The 21,463-nt window shown below is 31.1% G+C and carries 16 protein-coding genes and 3 pseudogenes; 10 read left to right on the top strand and 9 right to left on the bottom strand.

Annotation, left to right across the window (positions count from 1 at the left end; all coding sequences use genetic code 11):
* Positions 1-98 precede the first annotated feature (98 nt).
* Entirely contained in the window at positions 99-1,814 is a 1,716-nt protein-coding gene (gene ltrA, locus DK405_RS04775) for a group II intron reverse transcriptase/maturase (RefSeq protein WP_109510571.1), read from the bottom strand.
* A gap of 234 nt (positions 1,815-2,048) precedes the next feature.
* Complete coding sequence (locus tag DK405_RS15025) at positions 2,049-2,174, bottom strand: hypothetical protein (protein WP_269459331.1); 126 nt, start codon at positions 2,172-2,174, stop codon at positions 2,049-2,051.
* Between the two features lie 320 nt (positions 2,175-2,494).
* Between DK405_RS15025 and DK405_RS13990 the strand changes: the two genes are divergently transcribed.
* From DK405_RS13990 to DK405_RS04800, 6 genes and pseudogenes are all read left to right on the top strand, one after another.
* Positions 2,495-3,079, top strand: coding sequence for a MobA/MobL family protein (locus DK405_RS13990; protein ID WP_174197555.1), 585 nt, complete (start codon positions 2,495-2,497; stop codon positions 3,077-3,079).
* A gap of 56 nt (positions 3,080-3,135) precedes the next feature.
* Positions 3,136-4,638: an AAA family ATPase gene (locus DK405_RS13045; protein WP_231967638.1), complete on the top strand. Its 1,503-nt coding sequence runs from the start codon at positions 3,136-3,138 to the stop codon at positions 4,636-4,638.
* A 393-nt stretch (positions 4,639-5,031) separates the two neighbouring features.
* Entirely contained in the window at positions 5,032-6,732 is a 1,701-nt protein-coding gene (locus DK405_RS04785; protein ID WP_064612605.1) for a DnaA N-terminal domain-containing protein, read from the top strand.
* Positions 6,733-6,740: 8 nt separating this feature from the next.
* Positions 6,741-8,189 (top strand): annotated as a pseudogene (locus DK405_RS04790) (replicative DNA helicase).
* 239 nt (positions 8,190-8,428) lie between these two features.
* Positions 8,429-9,058: an ankyrin repeat domain-containing protein gene (locus tag DK405_RS04795; protein WP_109510530.1), complete on the top strand. Its 630-nt coding sequence runs from the start codon at positions 8,429-8,431 to the stop codon at positions 9,056-9,058.
* A gap of 46 nt (positions 9,059-9,104) precedes the next feature.
* Positions 9,105-9,608, top strand: a pseudogene (locus DK405_RS04800) (hypothetical protein).
* A 113-nt stretch (positions 9,609-9,721) separates the two neighbouring features.
* Here DK405_RS04800 and DK405_RS04805 read toward each other — a convergent pair.
* Positions 9,722-9,951: pseudogene (locus DK405_RS04805) on the bottom strand (DNA adenine methylase); the annotation flags it as partial.
* Between the two features lie 946 nt (positions 9,952-10,897).
* Entirely contained in the window at positions 10,898-12,400 is a 1,503-nt protein-coding gene (locus DK405_RS04810) for a hypothetical protein (RefSeq protein WP_045912891.1), read from the bottom strand.
* An 895-nt stretch (positions 12,401-13,295) separates the two neighbouring features.
* Between DK405_RS04810 and DK405_RS13995 the strand changes: the two genes are divergently transcribed.
* From DK405_RS13995 to DK405_RS04830, 4 genes are all read left to right on the top strand, one after another.
* Positions 13,296-14,024 carry a sensor histidine kinase gene (locus DK405_RS13995; RefSeq protein WP_109510601.1) on the top strand — a complete coding sequence of 243 codons (729 nt, stop codon included), beginning with the start codon at positions 13,296-13,298 and terminating at the stop codon, positions 14,022-14,024.
* A 21-nt stretch (positions 14,025-14,045) separates the two neighbouring features.
* Positions 14,046-14,903, top strand: a complete 858-nt coding sequence (locus DK405_RS14000) for a sensor histidine kinase (RefSeq protein WP_109510605.1) — start codon at positions 14,046-14,048, stop codon at positions 14,901-14,903.
* Between the two features lie 100 nt (positions 14,904-15,003).
* The gene (locus tag DK405_RS04825; RefSeq protein ID WP_109510603.1) at positions 15,004-15,579 is read left to right on the top strand and encodes an HD domain-containing protein; all 576 of its coding nucleotides are present in this window, start codon (positions 15,004-15,006) and stop codon (positions 15,577-15,579) included.
* Positions 15,580-15,700: 121 nt separating this feature from the next.
* The gene (locus DK405_RS04830) at positions 15,701-16,723 is read left to right on the top strand and encodes an Rpn family recombination-promoting nuclease/putative transposase (RefSeq protein WP_109510606.1); all 1,023 of its coding nucleotides are present in this window, start codon (positions 15,701-15,703) and stop codon (positions 16,721-16,723) included.
* 190 nt (positions 16,724-16,913) lie between these two features.
* Here DK405_RS04830 and DK405_RS04835 read toward each other — a convergent pair whose 3' ends face one another.
* The 5 genes from DK405_RS04835 to DK405_RS15030 form a co-directional block, all read right to left on the bottom strand.
* Positions 16,914-18,116, bottom strand: a complete 1,203-nt coding sequence (locus DK405_RS04835) for a tetratricopeptide repeat protein (RefSeq protein WP_064613090.1) — start codon at positions 18,114-18,116, stop codon at positions 16,914-16,916.
* A 96-nt stretch (positions 18,117-18,212) separates the two neighbouring features.
* Positions 18,213-18,356 carry a hypothetical protein gene (locus tag DK405_RS12735; protein ID WP_162562879.1) on the bottom strand — a complete coding sequence of 48 codons (144 nt, stop codon included), beginning with the start codon at positions 18,354-18,356 and terminating at the stop codon, positions 18,213-18,215.
* Positions 18,357-18,439: 83 nt separating this feature from the next.
* Positions 18,440-18,895: a conjugal transfer protein TraD gene (locus tag DK405_RS04840; protein WP_064613088.1), complete on the bottom strand. Its 456-nt coding sequence runs from the start codon at positions 18,893-18,895 to the stop codon at positions 18,440-18,442.
* Positions 18,896-19,105: 210 nt separating this feature from the next.
* On the bottom strand, positions 19,106-20,821 hold the full coding sequence (gene ltrA, locus DK405_RS04845; protein ID WP_109510607.1) for a group II intron reverse transcriptase/maturase: 1,716 nt from the start codon (positions 20,819-20,821) through the stop codon (positions 19,106-19,108).
* 234 nt (positions 20,822-21,055) lie between these two features.
* Positions 21,056-21,184 (bottom strand): hypothetical protein, encoded by a 129-nt coding sequence (locus DK405_RS15030; protein WP_269459342.1) that lies wholly within the window; start codon positions 21,182-21,184, stop codon positions 21,056-21,058.
* Positions 21,185-21,463: the final 279 nt, after the last annotated feature.

A 21,463-nucleotide genomic window follows, 5' to 3' on the forward strand; every position in this document is an offset into this window, starting at 1 on the left:
AAACGTGAATTCAAGGTTAGAAGCTTCATTGAAAAATAAGCTTAAGCGGGTAGGTAAGCGCAGAAGCGCTTTTCCTCCCAAAGAACCGTACAAGCGAATTACTCCGCATACGGCTCAAGCAATTTACAAACAGCTGCAATAAGTTGTCCGCGATTACTGTGTACTTGTCGATGGCAGTTTTCATGCAATAAGCACAAATTGTTAATATGGTCAGTGCCACCACATCTTATAGGTGTTATATGATGTACATGAACACTTTCACCATTATCTATTAAATCAAAACAAACAAGACATTTACCCTTTTGTCTACGCCAAAGAATCTGCCTAGATTTAAACAAATACTTAGGGCTATCAGCCTGACGTTTATGCCAATATTCTCTAAGTTTTGAATTATCAGGAGAAGATTTACCTTTAACAAGAATATGTCGTTTAATCGTTGTCCATTGTAATTTCCATAGATATAGATCTTTATTCATAAAGACCCAATTATCATTTCTGCCTTTAATGCGACCCCAATACTTTTTCTTAAGCCATTCCCAGGATTTTTTAGGATGTTTTCTACATGCAAATCTTGCTTGTCGAATCCACATCCAACAGTCTAAATTGGAAAAAATTTTCTTGGACACAACTTTGTTGAAATAACTGCACCATCCAAATATTTTAGAATTTAGATTATCAATTATTCTATCAATATTCCATGAGAAACTTTTTTTCCATTCTATTGACATTCGTTTTTTAAACGACTTTATAGAGTCTTTAGACGGTTTAACTAGTAGAGCTACACCTCTTCTTGTACTATTGGTTTTATATTGTCGAATATTAAATCCAAGGAAATCAAAACCTTCATTAATATGAAGTATCCTGGTTTTTTCCTTTGACAATTCTAAGCCTCTAATACTTAACCAATCATTAATAATACTTTTGGCTCTGATACATGAGCTTTCTGACTTAGCGCAAACGACAAAATCATCAGCGTATCTCACTAAAGCATATTCGGATTTAGAATATAGGTGATCATACTTATTATAGATAATATTAAGTATATCACTCATTCCATGAAGAGTTATGTTTAAAAGTAATGGAGAAATTAATCCACCTTGTGGAGTACCAGCTGTTGTTTTGATAATTTGATAATCCTGCATTACACCAGATTTAAGCCATGCTTGAATCCAATTACGAGCAGGGAAATTTCCTATAATTTTCAAAAGAAAATTATGATCAATATTATCAAATGCTCCTTTAATATCAGCATCTAATATCCAATTTCTATTGGTTCCATGTCGAATAATACCAGATATTCTCTGTATTGCATCGTGAGCGCTACGTCCAGGTCTAAAGCCATAGCTGCAACCTTCAAACTTAGCTTCCCAATATGGTTCAAGTGCTGATTTTACAACAGCCTGTCTACACCTATCCAAAATAGTTGGCAAGCCTAAAGGTCTAGATTCGCCATTACTTTTTGGTATGTATACACGCTTAATCGGTTTTACAGATGATAGATTATTATCTGCTAACTTTTCCATCAACAGACTCCTTTCTTTATCTGTCTTAACAACTATTTTATCAATTCCAGGACTTTTTCGTCCTTTGTTGATTTGAGTAACACGTCTTATAGCAAGTAACCTATTTGCTCTTGATTTTAACATCAATCTTTGTAAGTTACGTACTAACTTCATATTACCATTTGCAGATGCCCTATAAATACGTCTACGAAGATTATTAACCTTTTGTATAATTTCTTTCCAGTCTATTGAATGCCAATAGATTTTCTTGAAATTATCTTTAGTCTCAATTGTTACATTTGCGTTTAGCATTCACTTTTCCAATTAATTCATAATCTTGTTTACCTATTTAGGGTAAATCACCAGTCTTAAGTTAGCATCATTTCTGATTAGCATATAAATGCCTATACACTCAGTTATTAATTTCTGTAGTCTTTCGACTTAGTGTCATTTGCTTTCTAAGACCTCTCTTACCTACTATCAGTTGCCTAATAATAGGCTTACCATGTTTCACTCATCAGAGAGACGTTAAGTTGGTTATCTTCTTTATACCGAGGAGCTGGCATTTTTAAAGAAGGCTGCGTATTCCTTCTTACAGCTAAGCTTTTCAGCTTTATCCTTATAACAGAATTTATCTGGAGTATCTGCTTCTGCATTGACGATATTTTCCATACGAAGATTCACTTTCGTTTAACCAATTTTAACTTTACCTTGCCCCTATTTCCCATCCAGATTAGTACTTTAGTTAGGCTTTCTATCGCGCTTAGTACAAGACCGTTACCAATCTCGCACCGCAATAGCGGTAACTAAGGTTTAAATGCAACCTTGCTACATTTCTGTAGTCTCTGTTTGAGCGACCTCATGTCGCACTACGCAATACGTAAACTTGAAAGTTTACTGTTAAAAAATGAGTACTCATTAACCGATTGAATGTTAAAAAAAAGAAGTTTGTGCTAGCAAAATCAAAAAAACCATGCTAACTTAAAACTCAGGTGAGAATTGGTATTGAGATGGCGATACAGTTTACAAGGATTGAATTTTTAAGTAGAAGTAAAGGAGGTGATAGTTGTCGTAAGGCAGCGTATAATGCAAGAACTATTGTTAAAAACGAGAATACAGGTATAAAGTATAACTTCTCTCGTAAGAAAGATAACGTATATCATACAGTGCTGATACCGGATTATGTAAAACAAGAATTCAAGAATATTCAAACATTAATGAATGAGGTAGAACGAACAGCCAAAAAAGACAACAGCCAGTTGTTGAAGGATATAGTAATAGCATTGCCAGACGAGAAGGAGCTAAATTTAGAGCATAGAATAGAACTAACTCATCAAATAGTTGATGAAATGGAATGGGTGCAAAAAGGTATTGGAGTACAGATAGACATTCATAAGCCTCAAACAGGAGATAAAAACTGGCATGTACATATATTGCTTACTATGAGAAGATTTAGAGAAGATGGAACTGGTTTAGGAGATATAGCAGTAGATTTAAACCCAAAAATCATAACAGTTAATGGCAAAAAGGTTGTTATTAAAGATCCCGAGATGATTCATGAAAGAGTAAAGAAATAATTAATGCATATTTCGCTAAATTAGGCTTACCATATAGAGTTGACGAGATAAGCGAAGTGCCGGGAAAGCATATTGGGAATATTAAATATATTGAAATTAGGAATTTAATTAATGAAGTATTAAATGAAAATGAGTTACGTAAAGAGGCTCATTTGAAGATTATTAATGATGCTGATGTAATAACGGATTCTATAACACATTACAAATCTATTTTTACTAAGCAGGATGTTGAAAAAGCAGTAAAAGATATACCAGATCCAACAGCAAGAGAACAGTTAGTTCAGCAAGTGCTTAGTTCAAATAGAATACTAGAGTTATACCATGATGATGGTGAAAGTAGCAAATATTTTACGACAATTGAGGTTCGAAATGAGGAGACGAGAATAATCAGAATAGCTAATAAAATCAATAATCAGGTTTATTACAACGATATTTACAATCTTAAAAGTGATATCGAAGGTCTAGCAAATGTTAGTGAAGAACAGAAACAAGCTCTAAGGCATATTTTGCTTAGCACTAGTGGAGTTAGAGTCTTAAGAGGAAGATCTGGTACAGGAAAATCTTATGTTTTAATAAAAGCGCATAAGCTCGCAACAAATCGTGGACAAAAAGTTATTGGTCTTGCTCCTACTCATAAGGCAGTATCAGAGCTGAGGAGCAAAGGTTATACAGAGGTCTATACAGTAAAAGGATTTTTATATAATCGAAAAAAAATTTTTATGCAAGACAGCTTAATAGTAGTAGATGAAGCTGGAATGGTAGGTACTAAAGCTTATGCAGAGCTGTTTAGAGTAGTTAGAAACAATAATTGTCAACTGATACTCGCTGGAGATGAAAAACAGCTAGCTTCAATAGAAAGAGGCGGAATGTTTGAGATGCTGAGTAATAATTTCGGTTCACATGTTTTAATAGATATTCGCAGACAAAGTGAAAACTGGAGCAGAGAAGCAGCAACAAAGTTTGCTGAGAGTAATATTTTAAGCGGTATAACCTTACTGAGACAAAATAAATGTGTTAAGTTTGATAATACATTACAGGATTCAATTAGTAAGTTGATTTATGATTGGAGTCTAAGCAAGTTTAAGCTACATGAAAAATTGGTAATTACAGTACGTAATAAAGATGTCGACATTCTTAATTCAAGTATTAGATCTTTGTTAAAAGCAAATGGTACGCTACAAGGCACAGAATATAGGCGTTCAATAGCTGGAAGGAAAGAGTCCTATATGGCAGGAGATAGAATCGTATTTCAAAAAAGCGATAAGGATTTACAAATACAAAACAGTGAATTTGCAACTTTAACTTCTGTTAATAAAAATGAATTTGTAGTTAAGACAGACACAGGAAAAGAGGTGAGTTTTGATTTAAATAAAATAAGCTTTAAACATGGATATGCTACAACAGTTTGTAACACACAAACAGCTTTCAAAAAAGATGTATATGTTCTTCATAATAATGGTGTAGGCATAGAAAGTTCTAACATAAGCATGATAGGGAATGCAGAGCAAGTACGGCTGTACTACAACGTGCAAGCTACAAAAAATATGTTGCTAATCTAATAGAGCAGCTTAGCACAGCTAAGACAGACTCTATGAATTCAAAAGTTGTAGAGGAGAATAATAATGTTCAAGCAAATGAAGTAAGGCAATATCAATCTGCTCAAAACTATAGACAAAATGATTATTAGACCTCTTTCGAAACTGGTTAAGGTAGTTCAAAATTATAAATGCCAGAGATCAAATTAAATCTAAGAGAAAATCTTTTAGTTCTAGATCTAAGCTTGATAGTAACTTGCTTAGATATCAGAATCTATCAAGCTTAGAAGCAATTAAATTTTCTGTGTAAAATATCGTGTTCTGTGTATGTTCAGTATTTGAATTACGTTTCTAGAGTAAAATTTGCTCTAAAACTCCTGCTATATCTGATATTTTGGAGTAAATATTGTGCAGTGTATGAGACGAATTTTTTCAACTAATGTTTGCAAAAGTATTACTAATAATAGTGTTAATAATACAATAATTTTTTATAAATTTGTTGGAAATTTTCCACCAGAAGAATGGAAATGGTTAACAGATGCTGATGGAAAAGCTTTAGGAAAAACTGAAAAGCAGTTGCTAGCAGTAATAGTTCGTCAACTACAAGTATATAATAATAAAAATATAGAAGAAATACAGGAAAATTACAACTTTTTTACAGAATTATTAGGAGTTGGACAGCCTAGAGTTAGGCAGTGTTTATCTAAATTACAAAAAGCTGGTTTTATTAAATATGAAAATAGAACTATAACTAAAGGTAAATATAAGCTGAATCATATTCTATGCATAAAACTTGTTAGAAATTTTCAACAGGTCAGTAACTTTGAAAAAGAAAAAACTGTTACACAAACTGAAAAAATTTTTCCTCTATACCCGAAAAAAATTTCGGGTGAACACGAAAAAAATTTCGGGTCCATATATAGATATAATAATAAAAAAATAATAAATGATAGATCTAGATCTACTGAAGATAAGTTAATAGAGAATGATCAAAATAAAAATGAAGATCAACAGCAAAATTTAAAGTTTAAATATACGGAATCTGATGATTTTATAGAAATTGAGTTAGTAGGAAATGAAAAAGAAGATCAACAGCAACAACAGAATTTGAATTTCCATGAGCTTAGTGATGTTAGTAATAAAAAGCCATCAAACAAGGATTATGAGCAAAATAGTGAGTTAGCAACTCCAGCTATTACTAAAGATTCAGAGGTTGAAAAGAATGAATGCTATCCCAAAAGAAAAAGACTAGCAGATTATTATCCACTAACACCAGAAGATGCAGTTATACTACAACGTATGTCTAGTAGAAGCTTCAACATATACTTCATAAATCAATTACTGTTGAAGTTATCAAATAAATATCCAAACCGTCATTTTGCAAATAAGATAGCAGTGCTAAACTATATGGCAAAAGCCTTAGCAAATGAATTACTAACTACTGATCAGGCTAATAGTAGAAATTTTGGATTTAATGATGTAGGAAGATTTAAAGAACAGTATCTAGTAAATATTGAATCTGGTACAGATCGTAGTATGAAGGCTCAGTTGAAGCGTAAAATAGCTGGAGTCTTTGAAGCAGATATGGCTTATCAAATTTTAACATCTTGTGATTTTGGAGCAGCGGTTAAAAACAAATATTACATCAAGTTGGTTAAGAATATTACACTGTCAGATCATATTAAATTCAAGATACTACAGGAGGTACGAGCTGTCCATGGCAACGATATTGAGCTGTTACAAGTTATACCATTTGATGAATCAAAACAAGTTACCAATAGCACAACGGAGTATCAAAAAACAACAGTTTTACAGCAACAAATAAGTGATGAAGATTACCTTTCAGAACTTAGTAAAGAGCTAGGCTCCAACTCGACTTGGTACAAAGTACGAGAATCTTTGATTAAAAGTTACGGTCAAGCTATCGATAAATCATGGTTTAGCAAATTAGAAGTTATAAATGAAGATAGTGTTAATAAAAAAATATTCATCAAAGCAAAAACAGAATTTGAAGATAGTTACATCAGAGAGAACTATCTGAAAGATCTTGAGTCCTCTTTTAAAGCTCAAGGATTTTCTTTTGAGTTAGTTAAGTTTAGTAATTTTAATAAAATTTAAAGGGTGATATGGAAAAAGATCTTGCAAAGATTGCTCCAAGTAATATTCAGGCAGAGCAAATGATACTTGGGGCAATTCTGATTAACAATCGTGCGCTATATAACATTAACGAATTTTTACTGCCGGAACATTTTTATGAACCATTACATGGTAAAATATACAAGTCAATTAATCTCATTATTAGTAAAGGAATTAGCGCTACTGTAATTTCGCTCAAAAATATGCTAGGCAATGAACTCACATTTGATGAAATAGGTGGAGTAGATTATCTAGCTAAACTTACAACGTTAGCATTAAGTATAGTTAATGTTAATGAGTACGGCAAAATAGTATATGATCTTGCGCTGAGGTGTTATTTAATTGAAATTGGAGAAAAAATAGTAACAAATGCGTATTCTTCTACTTTAGCAGATTTAGCTATAAGTCAGATCGAAACTGCTGAATCTCAATTATATGATCTAGGTTCAAGATGAACTTTAAGTAAAGGATTTACAAAATTACAAACTTCAATTGAAGAATCATGGACATCAATTTCATCTGCTATTAAAAATAAAAACTCTATTAACGGTATTAGTAGTGGACTACTTGACCTTGATTCAAAGCTTGGAGGATTTAAAAATTCTGACCTAATAATATTAGCTGGCAGGCCATCAATGGGTAAAACTGCTTTAGGAGTTAACTTAGCAATAAATGCTTGTAAATATTTTTTATCATCATCTACTCAACAAAATAGCAAAGTTTCTAATATAACACCATCAGTTGGATTCTTTTCTTTAGAAATGTCATCTCAGCAAATCTCAACTCGAATTCTTTCTATAGAATCAGAAATTAATAGCTCTGCATTATTTAACGGTAAAATAAATGAACAAGATGTTGATAAGTTAAAGACTGTACAAGATGAAATACAAAAGTGGAATTTTTTTATAGATGATGCTCCGGCAATCTCGATATCTGCAATTAGATCTGGAGCTCGTAGACTTAAACGTACACATAATTTAGCAATATTATTTGTTGATTATTTACAGCTAATAAAAATTGATAACAGAAGAAGTCAGTATAATAGAGTGCAGGAGATTTCTGAAATTACTCAGAGCTTAAAAGCTCTTGCTAAAGAGCTCAATATTTCAATCATTGCGTTATCTCAATTGTCTAGAGCTGTAGAACAAAGGTCAGATAAAAAGCCTATTCTCTCAGATCTACGAGAATCAGGCTCAATTGAACAGGACGCCGATATTGTAATGCTTATATATCGTGACGAATATTACTTGTCTAGATCAGAACCGAATCCAGGTACTCCAGAATATACAGAATGGGTTACAAAACAAAATAAATGTTATAACACTGCTGAAATAATTGTTGCTAAACACCGTAATGAGCCAGTTGGTACAGTGAAGTTGCACTATAATAGTAGGTATTCTAAATTTGGCAATATTGTTAAAAACTCTCAGCAATGTTAATAAACGCTAGATTATGCATAAGATGAAAAAATGCTGGTCCAAAAAAAAAATTACAGCAAAATTTTACTCATTAACACCAGAGATATGCAACTCAAGATTAGTTTTTTTTGGCATCGTGATAACTGAATTCAAAAAATTTATAATTTAATTTGCTTCTTTTCCAGTTTTTATCTGGGATTGGAGTATACAAAAAGTTTAAATTATGGTATAATTTATTAATAACCATTTAGAGGTGGCCAATGATAGATTTTTATAGTGAGAGCTTAATAAATAAGCTGTTCAGAAGCAAAGTACAGCAGCTTATTAATAAGGATAGTACACTTGTCAATTCAAAATATAAAGACGGTACTACAGCTTTATCTGTTGCTTTGAAATATAAGAATCTACCTATTGCCGAGATTTTACTAAGCAATGGAGCTAACATAAACGCACAAGATAATGATGGGCACACCGCTTTACATCTTGTTGTGGATACAATTCAAGTATATTATGAATTTTTCGAAAAATATCCTACCTATTGCAATGATCATATAGCATTACTGCTACAATATAATGCTGATGTAAATATCGAGAATAATCAAGGTAATACACCTTTATCTGATGCTGTTGAATGCAAATGTGTAGAACCTTTAGCAATTATGCTAAAACATAATTCTACTGGTATTAATAAAAAATATGATGAAGGAGAAACGCTACTACATATTGCTGTTCGTAATAAAATCATAGATATTATACAGCTTTTGATTGATTATGGAGCAGATATTGATGCAAAAGATGATAACGGCATGACTACTATAGATTATGCTGCTAAAAGCGGTAATGCAGATGTATTCAACTTTCTAACGGAACAATCGGTCCCATGGTATTAGGTTTTAACAGATAGCTAATATGTTAATATTAAAAAGAGAAGTTAATATGAATGTTTTGAAATTACTTTTACAACCGGGTTATGCTGTTATATTAGCATTCGTTGTATTATCTTCACCATCGATATGTACAGCGAATAATAATGTAAACTTCAATGCCTCTAAAGGTGGTATTGATACTTCGCAATTCTATATAAAATTTTCAACTGGTATTGTTACTAACTACGATACATTAGAAGCTGGAATTGGTTATAGATTAAATCGGCACAGAATGGATGTAAGATTATGATTTATGTGTCATCACAACTGTAGAGATAACTTTATTCAAGGAAATTATTATTACAATATAATTGAAGGTAACAAAGCATCAATTGTTGTTACAGGTGGCCTAGTATCAGCTTTCAATAGTGATAGCGGTACTGGTATAGACTTGGGAGTTGGTACAACAATAAATTTATCAAGAGATACATATTTAGACATTGAATGTAGCACAATTGCTAACTATAGACCACTTCCTATTCATATACGATTTGGATTGCGGGTTCATCTTTAATTGCTAAGCTCAGGTCAAGTAGTTAGTTCGAATAGTTAGTAATGATTAGCTCATTAACAGGATTGCGTTGTTCATTGATTGAGTATATAATCCAATATGAGTAATGAAGAAGTCTTTTTTACAGCGTGATAACTAGTAATTAAGTCGAGATTAATATCAGAAAAAAACATTGTTTAAACAGATGCCTAACTTGAAAAAATAAAGCCCCACCTCCAAGGAATGGTTCATAGTAATTATAGTGTGGCCCTGAAGGAAGATGCTCTATTAATTTATTAACAATTCTCCTTTTGCCTCCAACTCAATGGAGAAAAGGCTTTAGTTCATTAGAAATTGCTATTGACACAAGAATTTTTGATTAATTAAATCTCTGCTATGAATTATAGCAGAAAACAAGCCTTAAAGCCAGTAATAATAACTGCTACAGAGCTTTTTTTATAAATCTTTTTTGAATGATATTTTTGTAGCTAGAGATACAATGTGATAATTTCGCATCTATTTTAAAAAAGATGAAAAAATTTTTCATAATTATGACAAAAAGTCATGTACTGATAAAAATCTAAATGATACTGTATACCTGATATTATCTGAGATTCAAGATTTAGATAATATTTAGCTAGAGGTTATTTCATTAAAACTTCAGAATCTGTTAGTAAAGGTACAAATGAATCTCTAGCTATACTTTAATTACTACTTCAAATAGCAAAAGTAATGCTATGATTATTAGTTATAAGAATAACAATAAACAAAAAAAATCTAAAAATACGATTTGCTAATGGCCTAATTATTTTAGGCTATCTCAATTTATAACTCAAGATTAATAATAAATATATAATTGTTAAATATTATGCGGGGTTTTAAAGAGTAAAAGTATGCATATACAAGTCTTAAGCGCGGCAAAACACTTGCTCTATCGAATGTTTAACCTACGCAAACAAAATAAAGCAACACAAATTTTTTCAGTTTCACAGGAAAAATGGTTTGCTTTTTTTAATGACTTGCACAGTCATACAGAACAAAAAAATTTAATACAACTTCTAATAACATGAGTTCGATATAAGAAATATAAAACCTTAGGCATAATAAGTGTAAAAAGAACAATAATGCTTACTATCTTTATACTTCCTTACCATTATATCAAACTTTGGTTAGTTAACAAGAATACTATGTGTTACTATTACATAATTAAATTGATGCTGTACTGATAACATAGAGCAATAGGTGACTGCTCTTCAGACTGATCTACCTGCGGCATAGCATTTTAGTTTCATCTTTAGTTAATAAAAAGCAGTTTATATCCAGTCAGGTATTCCCTCATGGTTAGGAAGCTTTTCAAATACCAATTTTTCTAGTTCTAAGTCTTGAGCTTCTGTTAACATAATCTCATCGTCGCTGTCAATATCACTATTAGTTAAGTCATGTTGTTGATTTTCAAGTATCAATCTAATTTGCTCCGCAATGTTTTCAGGCAATTTTTCAGGTTGAGGAACATCTTTCAATACTAATTTTTCTAGTTCTAAGTCTTGAGCTTCTGTTAACATAATCTCATCGTCGCTGTCAATATCACTATTAGTTAAGTCATGTTGTTGATTTTCAAGTATCAATCTAATTTGCTCCGCAATGTTTTCAGGCAATTTTTCAGGTTGAGGAACATCTTTCAATACTAATTTTTCTAGTTCTAAGTCTTGAGCTTCTGTTAACATAATCTCATCGTCGCTGTCAATATCACTATTAGTTAAGTCATGTTGTTGATTTTCAAGTATCAATCTAATTTGCTCTGTAATGTTTTCAGGCAATTTTTCAGATTGAGGTAGATTGCCTTCAGATAGCAATCCAGCATCTCGTAGTTCAACTTCCATTTTATCTTCTATATCAGTTAGGTCATAATGATCAGATTGTATTAACTGAATGTCACTGTTGCTTTTTCCATTTTCAGTCTCAATGTCAGTTTTCATAGCAATGAGATTAGGATGTTGTGCTTTATAGTTTTCTATAAATATACCCATTTTACTACTTAAGCCTGTAAAAAAACTCTTGTTTAAATGATTTAGTTCTATAAGATGATTTATTGCAGATTTCATTTTTGTAACTGCAACTTTGCCTGACTTATCAAACTTGAACTTGTAAATATCTTCTATACAACCATTAACATCCGAGAACTTATCTGCCATATCAATATGTCCATCTTCTGCAGTGCGCATAATAAAAAAACATGCAAATTTGTGTATAAATGGTTTTATACATTCTATAAAATATTCCGCCAAGTATTCTTCTTCAAATCGCTGTGTTAATTCTGTTTTAAAAATATCGATTGCGCCTGAAGTTATATTTTGTAGTGAAGATGGTGTTATATGTGACAAAACTTTTAAGCAAAGAATTCCTTTACACTGATTCTGAGTATCTGTTGTTAGCTTTGTTATATTATTTTTAATAGTCTTTTGTAATTTATTATCGTTAAAAAAGTTGGCAAATTTTGATGCTATAAGCTTTGGTTTATCAGACTGCGATTCTTGATTCATAAGCCATTCAGCTGTTCTTTCGCTTACTTCTTCAACGCAACCATACTTTGTAAAATATTCCTTAAAACATGGAGTTAATTTGGTTATTAATTTTTGTTTTACAAGTTGCTGATCATACTGCGTTAAGTACGCAATTGCATATTTTATATTAAAGTCTGATGTTTTTATGGTTTGAGTCATAATGAACAACTTTTGCTGGACATATTCCTGTTGTTCAATTTTAGCTTCCATATTTGTATTAGCATTTTCTATATATTTGAGGATAAAATTTGTCATATATTGTTACCTTATAGTTTAAAGTTTTTTATATATATTATGAATAATTAAAAAACACAACTAAAAAGTTAAGAAATGTTAAGATTAAGCTCTAATTTATCACAAGTTCGATATAAGTGAAATAATGAGAAGCAGGAAGAATAAGAGTTACAGTGATAGATTTATAAAAAAATAAAAATAAAGAAGAAATATAAACACTGATAGAATAACTCTAAAAAACAAGAAGAACTGCTATGATTTCTATAGTTAAGTTTTTTTCCTAATAGAGGATTTCAGTAAGCATTTAAACAAAAGAAGTACAAAAATACTATGTTACGCCATACATAGGTATTAAAGAGATATAACACTTATTCTTCTTAAGTTTTGCTGTATTTCTTATATCTAACTTATGTTTAAACAGTTATTTAACAGAGCAGTATTACAACTTGAGAAGATCTTAATTCGATAGAGAAAAAAGATTTTGACTTAGTTAATACAGCACTTGATTTTTATATTTGTGATATTATGGGTCGTTTTAAAGACGTGCTCGAACCTGATGTTTAAATTAAGAGCAATAAGATAAGTTCAGAACTTTTTCAGTTAATATACTAAATTATCAAAGTCTTTTTTTATAACTCAGAATCAATTGTATATCTAATTTTGAAGGATATTTTGTTTTTTTAGATGTAAATAACAATGCGACAATTTCGCATCTACTTTAAAAAAGATGAAAAATTTTTCATAATTATGACAAAAAGTCATGTACTGATAAAAATCTAAATGATACTGTATACCTGATATTATCTGAGATTCAAGATTTAGATAATATTTAGCTAGAGATTAAAGACGATAAACTAGAAATTTTCTTTTTAATCTCTAGGAAGCAATTTAATAATTTAAATAGCAGGAGGATTCTATGCCTATTGAAGACGAAGGTCAAAATAAAATCAATAAATTAACCGAAAAATTATCCACAGAGGGAATTAATAGCACAACAATAAAACAGATAGATAGTGAAATGCAAAAACTATACTGCCAGCTAGAGGAATCTGAGCAAGTAAGCATAAATTGCATAGAGTGGATACAATATTTTAGGCTAATAGTAAATAACTACGACAGAAAAAAAGTAAATATAATAGCTTCTCTAAATGGAATGATTTTTTTATTTAGACAATACATAGCATCAACGAATGTAAGGATTGAAACATTTAATATAGAACCGCTAATAAATAATACCGTTATCAGAATGAGGAAAAATTTTGAGAATGAGAATATAAATCTAAATGTTCAAAATGACATAAAGCCGATTCTGATTGGAGACAGTTTCAGAATAAAAGCAGTAATAAGCCAGTTAATTGGTAGTGCGGTTATAAATAGTAGCAAGAATAGCAAGATTATTGTCAACGTCAATCAGAATTCAGAAATATTACAATTTATAGTACAAAACATAGAACTAAGCACTTCTAAAGAAAAATTAGAAAAAATAAATGCTGAACTAGAGAATACGAATTTGGTAATGTATCAAGAACTAGGAGAAGGATTAGCATTTATAAAACATCTTACACATCAGATGAAAGGAAATCTACGAGTTAAAGAGCAAAATAATTATGTAACTTTTTCATTTGATGTACCAACAATAGTTTGAATTATTCTTTAGGAGAATGCTATGAAAGAAAAGAAGAAAACAATTAACAAATGGATGGTACAAATTCCTCCAATACCAATTACGTTGGTGAATGGAGAGAGTGAGAATATCGATGAATATATGGAAATAATAACAAAGCTAAGAAAAGCGAAGTATCAGGTCGAGGCAGCTGAATCATTGAAAGAATATTGTACAGATTTAATACAGGAGATTAAATATAGATTTAATATTGCAACGAGTGAAATTGTAAGGCTAGCAAGCGAGATCATGTTAAATGATTCGAAAAACAAAGATAAGCTGGAAACAATATTAAATCGATCAGCAAATCTCCAAGGGTACTGTAACGATGTAGTTTACACGCTTAGAAGCGAAATTGAGAATGAAAATTTATGTTTAAAAAAATTTAGCATACAAAAGCTAGTAAAGGATGCCGTTAGGCGACTAGAAGACATTGCAAAAGAGAAAGATATAAAAATTAATTACAATTTTCAGTACAAAATGAAGGATATTGTGATTGGAAATAGTGATCACTTACAAGCTATATTAAGTCAATTAATAGGGAGCGTCATTAGATTTAATCGCAGCTGCCAGGTTATAATTACAGTTCATTTGTTTACTGTAAAAAATTATATAAAAAGCGATAACATACTACAATTTAGAATACACGATACAGGAAGCGGTATTTCAAAAGAAAAATTAGGGAATATAAAAGCTAAATTAGCTGATTTTGAGTTGGTACGAGACTATCCACTAATGCTTGAATCAGGATTATGGTTTGTAAATTACCTTATTAATCAACTTAATGGAGAAATGGAAATAGAAAGCGAAAAAGACAAGTTTACAACCATTACTTGCAATATTCCAGTACAACTTTTTTAATCAAATTAATTCGCTTCTTTCACACTTTTTATCTGAGACTGAAGTATATAAAAAGTTTAATTTATTGTATAATTTATTAAAGATTATTTAGAGATGAAAAATGATAGACTTTTATAGCGAAAGCTTACTAAATAAGCTGTTTGAAACCAACGTAAGATTTGACACTAAAATTGATCTTGATAAAGTTGAAAAAGCAATATTTTATGCCCAAAAATATCATGGTCAGCAAAAGAGAGATACAGGAGAACTATACTACACACATCCATTAGAAGTAGCTTATATGGTATCAGACTACAGCTTTGAAACAGATACGATTATTACAGCAATACTACATGATACTATCGAAGACACAACACTAACCAAAGAAAAGATTGTTAAGGTATTCGGTAGAAAAATTGCGGAACAGGTTTCAGATCTCACCAGGATTAAGGATAATAAAAAAATCAGTTCTAGAGAGATGATTCAAACATTTTATAGACAAAATAAAACAGAACTATTATTAATTAAGCTTTTCGACCGATTCCATAATATTCAGACTGTATCAATAAAACCTTATGAAAAAAGACAAGAAATCATACTAGAAACGCAGCAAGAATTTATACCTCTTGCTGAATATCTTAAATTACCAGAAATTGCTATAGAGCTAAATAAATACTGTAAGCTGTATGCTACCTAATAAACTAAAGTTTAATAGGTGGTTAATGTAGTGAATTGCAGAAATTAAAATTCAATAAGAGAATGTTCATGTAGGTTATTTTATTGTATAATTTAAAAAGAATAGAAAATATGAAAAATATATGCATTTATCAAGATTTTTAGATCCAAAGAATGATGTAGCATTTAAAAAGATATTTGGATCAGAAAAAAACAAGGACATACTAATACATTTTCTGAACGATATATTGTTGTTTGAAGGGAATAGAAAAATAATAGAAGTAGAGTTTTTAGGAACGATATTAGATGCAGACATAGCGTCTAAAAAAGAATCAATAGTAGATGTTTTGTGTAAAGATAAAAACGGTGCGCAATATATAATAGAAATGCAAGTAGATCCTACACAAGGATTTGAAAAAAGAGCGCAGTATTATGCCGCAAAAGCATATGGCAGGCAACCAAATAGAGGAAAGGAAGGAAAATACTCAGACCTAAAGGAAGTTATATTTATAGCTATAGCAGATTATAAATTGTTTCCAAACAAAGAAGACTATATATCAAGGCATGTAATATTGGATAAAAAGACATATGAGCATGATCTAAAGGACTTTTCATTTACCTTTATAGAATTACCAAAATTTAAAAAAAATAGAGTGGAAGAGTTAAGTGATATAACAGAGAAGTGGTGCTATTTTTTTAAACATGCAAAAGAAACAACATTAGATGGATATAATAAAATAATAGGTGAAGATTTAATAATAAAAAGAGCGTATGAGGCATTAGATCAGTTTAATTGGAGTGAAGATGAACTAATAACCTATGAACAAGAGTTAAAGCGTATATGGGATAATAAAGCAGTCGAAGATTATAAACTCGAACGCGCTAAAGCTGAAGGCATAAAGCTCGGTGAGGCTAAAGGTAAAGCTGAAGGGAAAGCTGAAGGTATAAAGCTCGGTGAAGCTAAAGGTAAAGCTGAAGGGAAAGCTGAAGGTAAAGCTGAAGGTAAAGCTGAAGGCATAAAGCTCGGTGAAGCTAAAGGTAAAGCTGAAGCAAAAAAAGATTTTGCAATAAAATTATTGAAATCTGAATTATCAGTTGAGACAATTGCTGAATATACGGATTTATCAATACAAGAAGTATTAAATTTAAAAAATAGTGTAAAATAATAAGAAATATACAACACGAAATCTTACTTTTGATGTGTTGTATGCTACTTCTATTAGATGCTTTATATCACACTACAAGTTCTATACTATACTAAACATTGAGAAGCCTATTCTTTGGCCTCAATGTCCTTAACATGGCCGCACCATTCTTGACTTATGAACATGCGACTCTGTACCTTGATTCTAAAAATTAATCAGTTATGATGCGGAGATTGCTTTTTTTAATTTTTTTTGCAAGTTCATTTGCTAACTGGTATGCGTACACATTATCAGGATCATATTTGATAGCCAGGTTATAACTTTCCATTGCTTCTTGATGTCGCCCCAATTCATTCAAAGCAATTCCTTTATTATTGTAAGTGTATGAAACATCTGGTTTATACTTAATAGCCAAATCAAAATTCTCTATTGCCTCTTGATATTGTTTAAGTGTACATAAAGCAGCTCCTTTACTATTGTAAGCGTCTGCATAATTTGGTCTATATCGAATAGCTTGATCATAATTTTCAATTGCTTCTAGTAGCTTTTCAAGATTTTTCAAAGCATTTCCTTTAGCATGATAAGCTAGTGCAAAATCTGGTTTATACTTAATAGCTATATCATAATTTTTAATTGCCTCTTGATGGTGCCCTAATTCATTCAAAGCAATTCCTTTATTAATATAAGCTTCTACCAAATCTGGTTTATACTTAATAGCTATATCATAATTTTTAATCGCCTCTTGATGGTGCCCTAATGCCTTCAAAGACTCTCCTTTATTAACATAAGCTTCTACCAAATCTGGTTTATACTTAATAGCTACATCATAATTTTTTATTGCCTCTTGATGGTGTCCAAGTTCGCATAAAGAAACTCCTCTATTAATATAAATACCTAGATTAGTTGAATCATATTGAATAGCTTGATCATAATTTTTAATTGCTTCCTGATATTGTCCTAATTCGTCTAAAGATATTCCTTTATTAACATAAGCCTCTGCATCATCTGGTCTGTATCGAATAGCAGTATCAAAATTCTTTATTGCTTCCTGATGTTGTCCTAATTCCTTTAAAACAATTCCTTTACTCATATAAAAGTCTGCATCATTTGGATTGTATTGAATAGCAGTATCAAAATTCTTTATTGCTTCTTGATATTGACCTAACTCTTGAAAAGTTATTCCTTTAGCATAATAAGCTTCTGCCAAATCTGGTTTATATCGAATAGTAGTATCAAAAATTTCAATTGCCTTTTGATATTGTCCCAATTCCTTTAAAGCAATTCCTTTATTAATATAAGCTTCTATACAATCTGGATTACACTTAATAGCTACATCATAATTTTTAATTGCTTTTTGATATTTTCCCAACTTAAGAAATGAATTTCCTTTATTAAAATATTTGTCTGCTAGCATATCTTTACCCTAAAATTAAATACTGTTATATGAGCAGATTATTTTGATGCAACAGATGTAACTGTATTAATAATACTGTCATATATTTTATATGATTTATAAAAATTCCCCTTTAAATTTTTGATTAGCTGTGATAATTGCTAAATCAAATGTGCTGTTACAAATTTTCTTTTTTACAGCCTTATTTTTAACACTATCATAAATTTCATCAAAATTCTTTATTTTTTTTATTATTACCATCAGTTATGTTATTCTAAAATTCTTACTCTATATTTTCTATCAGTACTAATATTGCTAGCTGTGCATATAGTTTGAACTATTATCTAAGATACAAGCTCAAGTTTATACTGAACATTGAGAAGGCCATTCTTTAAGGCCTCAATGTCCTTAACATGGCCGCACCATTCTTGACGAAAGCTATTCCATTTTAAGCCATGAAGGCGAATGTGGCGCTTAGTGTTTTCATCTGGTTCAGAGGTGAATTTTAAAATCACAGCAGCTTTATTTTGCTGTTCTTTATCAAAAATATCTTTACCTATTGTAGTCCAATGATCCTGAACATTTGGATGTTGTGTTAAAGTTTCTTTTAGTGAAACAATTGCACCAAATAAAGTATTTGTTGGTAAGTGATCAAGCTTAGCTTTAGCAACTAATCCACCCATTTCGATAAGACGTCGAGTACGCATTTTACGTTCTTTAATTTTAAGGTTAACCTCATCCATGATTAGTCTAGCCTTTTTTTGCTGAAGAGTAATTTTTTGCTGCATAAGATTTGCCATGTTAGTAATTCAGAAAGATAAAAAAATCAGGCAAGAATATATCAAAATACAATTCCAGTAAAGAAAAAAAAACCGCGCCTACCAAACCAACATCAAATAATTATAGTCAAAAAAACGTGAATTCAAGGTTAGAAGCTTCATTAAAGAATAAGCTTAAGCGGGTAGGTAAGCGCAGAAGCGCTTTTCCTCCCAAAGAACCGTACAAGCGAATTACTCCGCATACGGCTCAAGCAATTTACAAACAGCTGCAATAAGTTGTCCGCGATTACTGTGTACTTGTCGATGGCAGTTTTCATGCAATAAGCACAAATTGTTAATATGGTCAGTGCCACCACATCTTATAGGTGTTATATGATGTACATGAACACTTTCACCATTATCTATTAAATCAAAACAAACAAGACATTTACCCTTTTGTCTACGCCAAAGAATCTGCCTAGATTTAAACAAATACTTAGGGCTATCAGCCTGACGTTTATGCCAATATTCTCTAAGTTTTGAATTATCAGGAGAAGATTTACCTTTAACAAGAATATGTCGTTTAATCGTTGTCCATTGTAATTTCCATAGATATAGATCTTTATTCATAAAGACCCAATTATCATTTCTGCCTTTAATGCGACCCCAATACTTTTTCTTAAGCCATTCCCAGGATTTTTTAGGATGTTTTCTACATGCAAATCTTGCTTGTCGAATCCACATCCAACAGTCTAAATTGGAAAAAATTTTCTTGGACACAACTTTGTTGAAATAACTGCACCATCCAAATATTTTAGAATTTAGATTATCAATTATTCTATCAATATTCCATGAGAAACTTTTTTTCCATTCTATTGACATTCGTTTTTTAAACGACTTTATAGAGTCTTTAGACGGTTTAACTAGTAGAGCTACACCTCTTCTTGTACTATTGGTTTTATATTGTCGAATATTAAATCCAAGGAAATCAAAACCTTCATTAATATGAAGTATCCTGGTTTTTTCCTTTGACAATTCTAAGCCTCTAATACTTAACCAATCATTAATAATACTTTTGGCTCTGATACATGAGCTTTCTGACTTAGCGCAAACGACAAAATCATCAGCGTATCTCACTAAAGCATATTCGGATTTAGAATATAGGTGATCATACTTATTATAGATAATATTAAGTATATCACTCATTCCATGAAGAGTTATGTTTAAAAGTAATGGAGAAATTAATCCACCTTGTGGAGTACCAGCTGTTGTTTTGATAATTTGATAATCCTGCATTACACCAGATTTAAGCCATGCTTGAATCCAATTACGAGCAGGGAAATTTCCTATAATTTTCAAAAGAAAATTATGATCAATATTATCAAATGCTCCTTTAATATCAGCATCTAATATCCAATTTCTATTGGTTCCATGTCGAATAATACCAGATATTCTCTGTATTGCATCGTGAGCGCTACGTCCAGGTCTAAAGCCATAGCTGCAACCTTCAAACTTAGCTTCCCAATATGGTTCAAGTGCTGATTTTACAACAGCCTGTCTACACCTATCCAAAATAGTTGGCAAGCCTAAAGGTCTAGATTCGCCATTACTTTTTGGTATGTATACACGCTTAATCGGTTTTACAGATGATAGATTATTATCTGCTAACTTTTCCATCAACAGACTCCTTTCTTTATCTGTCTTAACAACTATTTTATCAATTCCAGGACTTTTTCGTCCTTTGTTGATTTGAGTAACACGTCTTATAGCAAGTAACCTATTTGCTCTTGATTTTAACATCAATCTTTGTAAGTTACCTACTAACTTCGTATTACCATTTGCGAATGCCCTATAAATACGTCTACGAAGATTATTAACCTTTTGTATAATTTCTTTCCAGTCTATTGAATGCCAATAGATTTTCTTGAAATTATCTTTAGTCTCAATTGTTACATTTGCGTTTAGCATTCACTTTTCCAATTAATTCATAATCTTGTTTACCTATTTAGGGTAAATCACCAGTCTTAAGTTAGCATCATTTCTGATTAGCATATAAATGCCTATACACTCAGTTATTAATTTCTGTAGTCTTTCGACTTAGTGTCATTTGCTTTCTAAGACCTCTCTTACCTACTATCAGTTGCCTAATAATAGGCTTACCATGTTTCACTCATCAGAGAGACGTTAAGTTGGTTATCTTCTTTATACCGAGGAGCTGGCATTTTTAAAAAAAAAGGCTGCGTATTCCTTCTTACAGCTAAGCTTTTCAGCTTTATCCCTATAACAGAATTTATCTGGAGTATCTGCTTTCACATTTACGATATTTTCCATACGAAGATTCACTTTCGTTTAACCAATTTTAACTTTACCTTACCCCTATTTCCCATCCAGATTAGTACTTTAGTTAGGCTTTCTATCGCGCTTAGTACAAGATCGTTACCAATCTCGCACCGCAATAGCGGTAACTAAGGTTTAAATGCAACCTTGCTACATCTGTAGTCTCTGTTTGAGCGACCTCATGTCGCACTATGCAATATGCAATCTATAAAGATTGCTGCTAAAAAATTGAGTACTCATTAACCGATTGAATGTTAAAAAAAAGAAGTTTAT

Origin of the sequence: Orientia tsutsugamushi (genome assembly GCF_900327275.1) — a bacterium.
In the GTDB taxonomy this organism is placed as follows: Bacteria; Pseudomonadota; Alphaproteobacteria; order Rickettsiales; family Rickettsiaceae; genus Orientia; species Orientia tsutsugamushi.

Coding starts and splice junctions, on each gene's coding strand:
- ltrA (WP_109510571.1), bottom strand. CDS start 1,814: ATGCTAAACGCAAATGTAACAATTGAGACTAAAGATAATTTCAAGAAA.
- DK405_RS15025 (WP_269459331.1), bottom strand. CDS start 2,174: ATGGAAAATATCGTCAATGCAGAAGCAGATACTCCAGATAAATTCTGT.
- DK405_RS04785 (WP_064612605.1), top strand. CDS start 5,032: ATGAGACGAATTTTTTCAACTAATGTTTGCAAAAGTATTACTAATAAT.
- DK405_RS04795 (WP_109510530.1), top strand. CDS start 8,429: ATGATAGATTTTTATAGTGAGAGCTTAATAAATAAGCTGTTCAGAAGC.
- DK405_RS04810 (WP_045912891.1), bottom strand. CDS start 12,400: ATGACAAATTTTATCCTCAAATATATAGAAAATGCTAATACAAATATG.
- DK405_RS13995 (WP_109510601.1), top strand. CDS start 13,296: ATGCCTATTGAAGACGAAGGTCAAAATAAAATCAATAAATTAACCGAA.
- DK405_RS14000 (WP_109510605.1), top strand. CDS start 14,046: ATGAAAGAAAAGAAGAAAACAATTAACAAATGGATGGTACAAATTCCT.
- DK405_RS04825 (WP_109510603.1), top strand. CDS start 15,004: ATGATAGACTTTTATAGCGAAAGCTTACTAAATAAGCTGTTTGAAACC.
- DK405_RS04830 (WP_109510606.1), top strand. CDS start 15,701: ATGCATTTATCAAGATTTTTAGATCCAAAGAATGATGTAGCATTTAAA.
- DK405_RS04835 (WP_064613090.1), bottom strand. CDS start 18,116: ATGCTAGCAGACAAATATTTTAATAAAGGAAATTCATTTCTTAAGTTG.
- DK405_RS12735 (WP_162562879.1), bottom strand. CDS start 18,356: ATGGTAATAATAAAAAAAATAAAGAATTTTGATGAAATTTATGATAGT.
- DK405_RS04840 (WP_064613088.1), bottom strand. CDS start 18,895: ATGGCAAATCTTATGCAGCAAAAAATTACTCTTCAGCAAAAAAAGGCT.
- ltrA (WP_109510607.1), bottom strand. CDS start 20,821: ATGCTAAACGCAAATGTAACAATTGAGACTAAAGATAATTTCAAGAAA.
- DK405_RS15030 (WP_269459342.1), bottom strand. CDS start 21,184: ATGGAAAATATCGTAAATGTGAAAGCAGATACTCCAGATAAATTCTGT.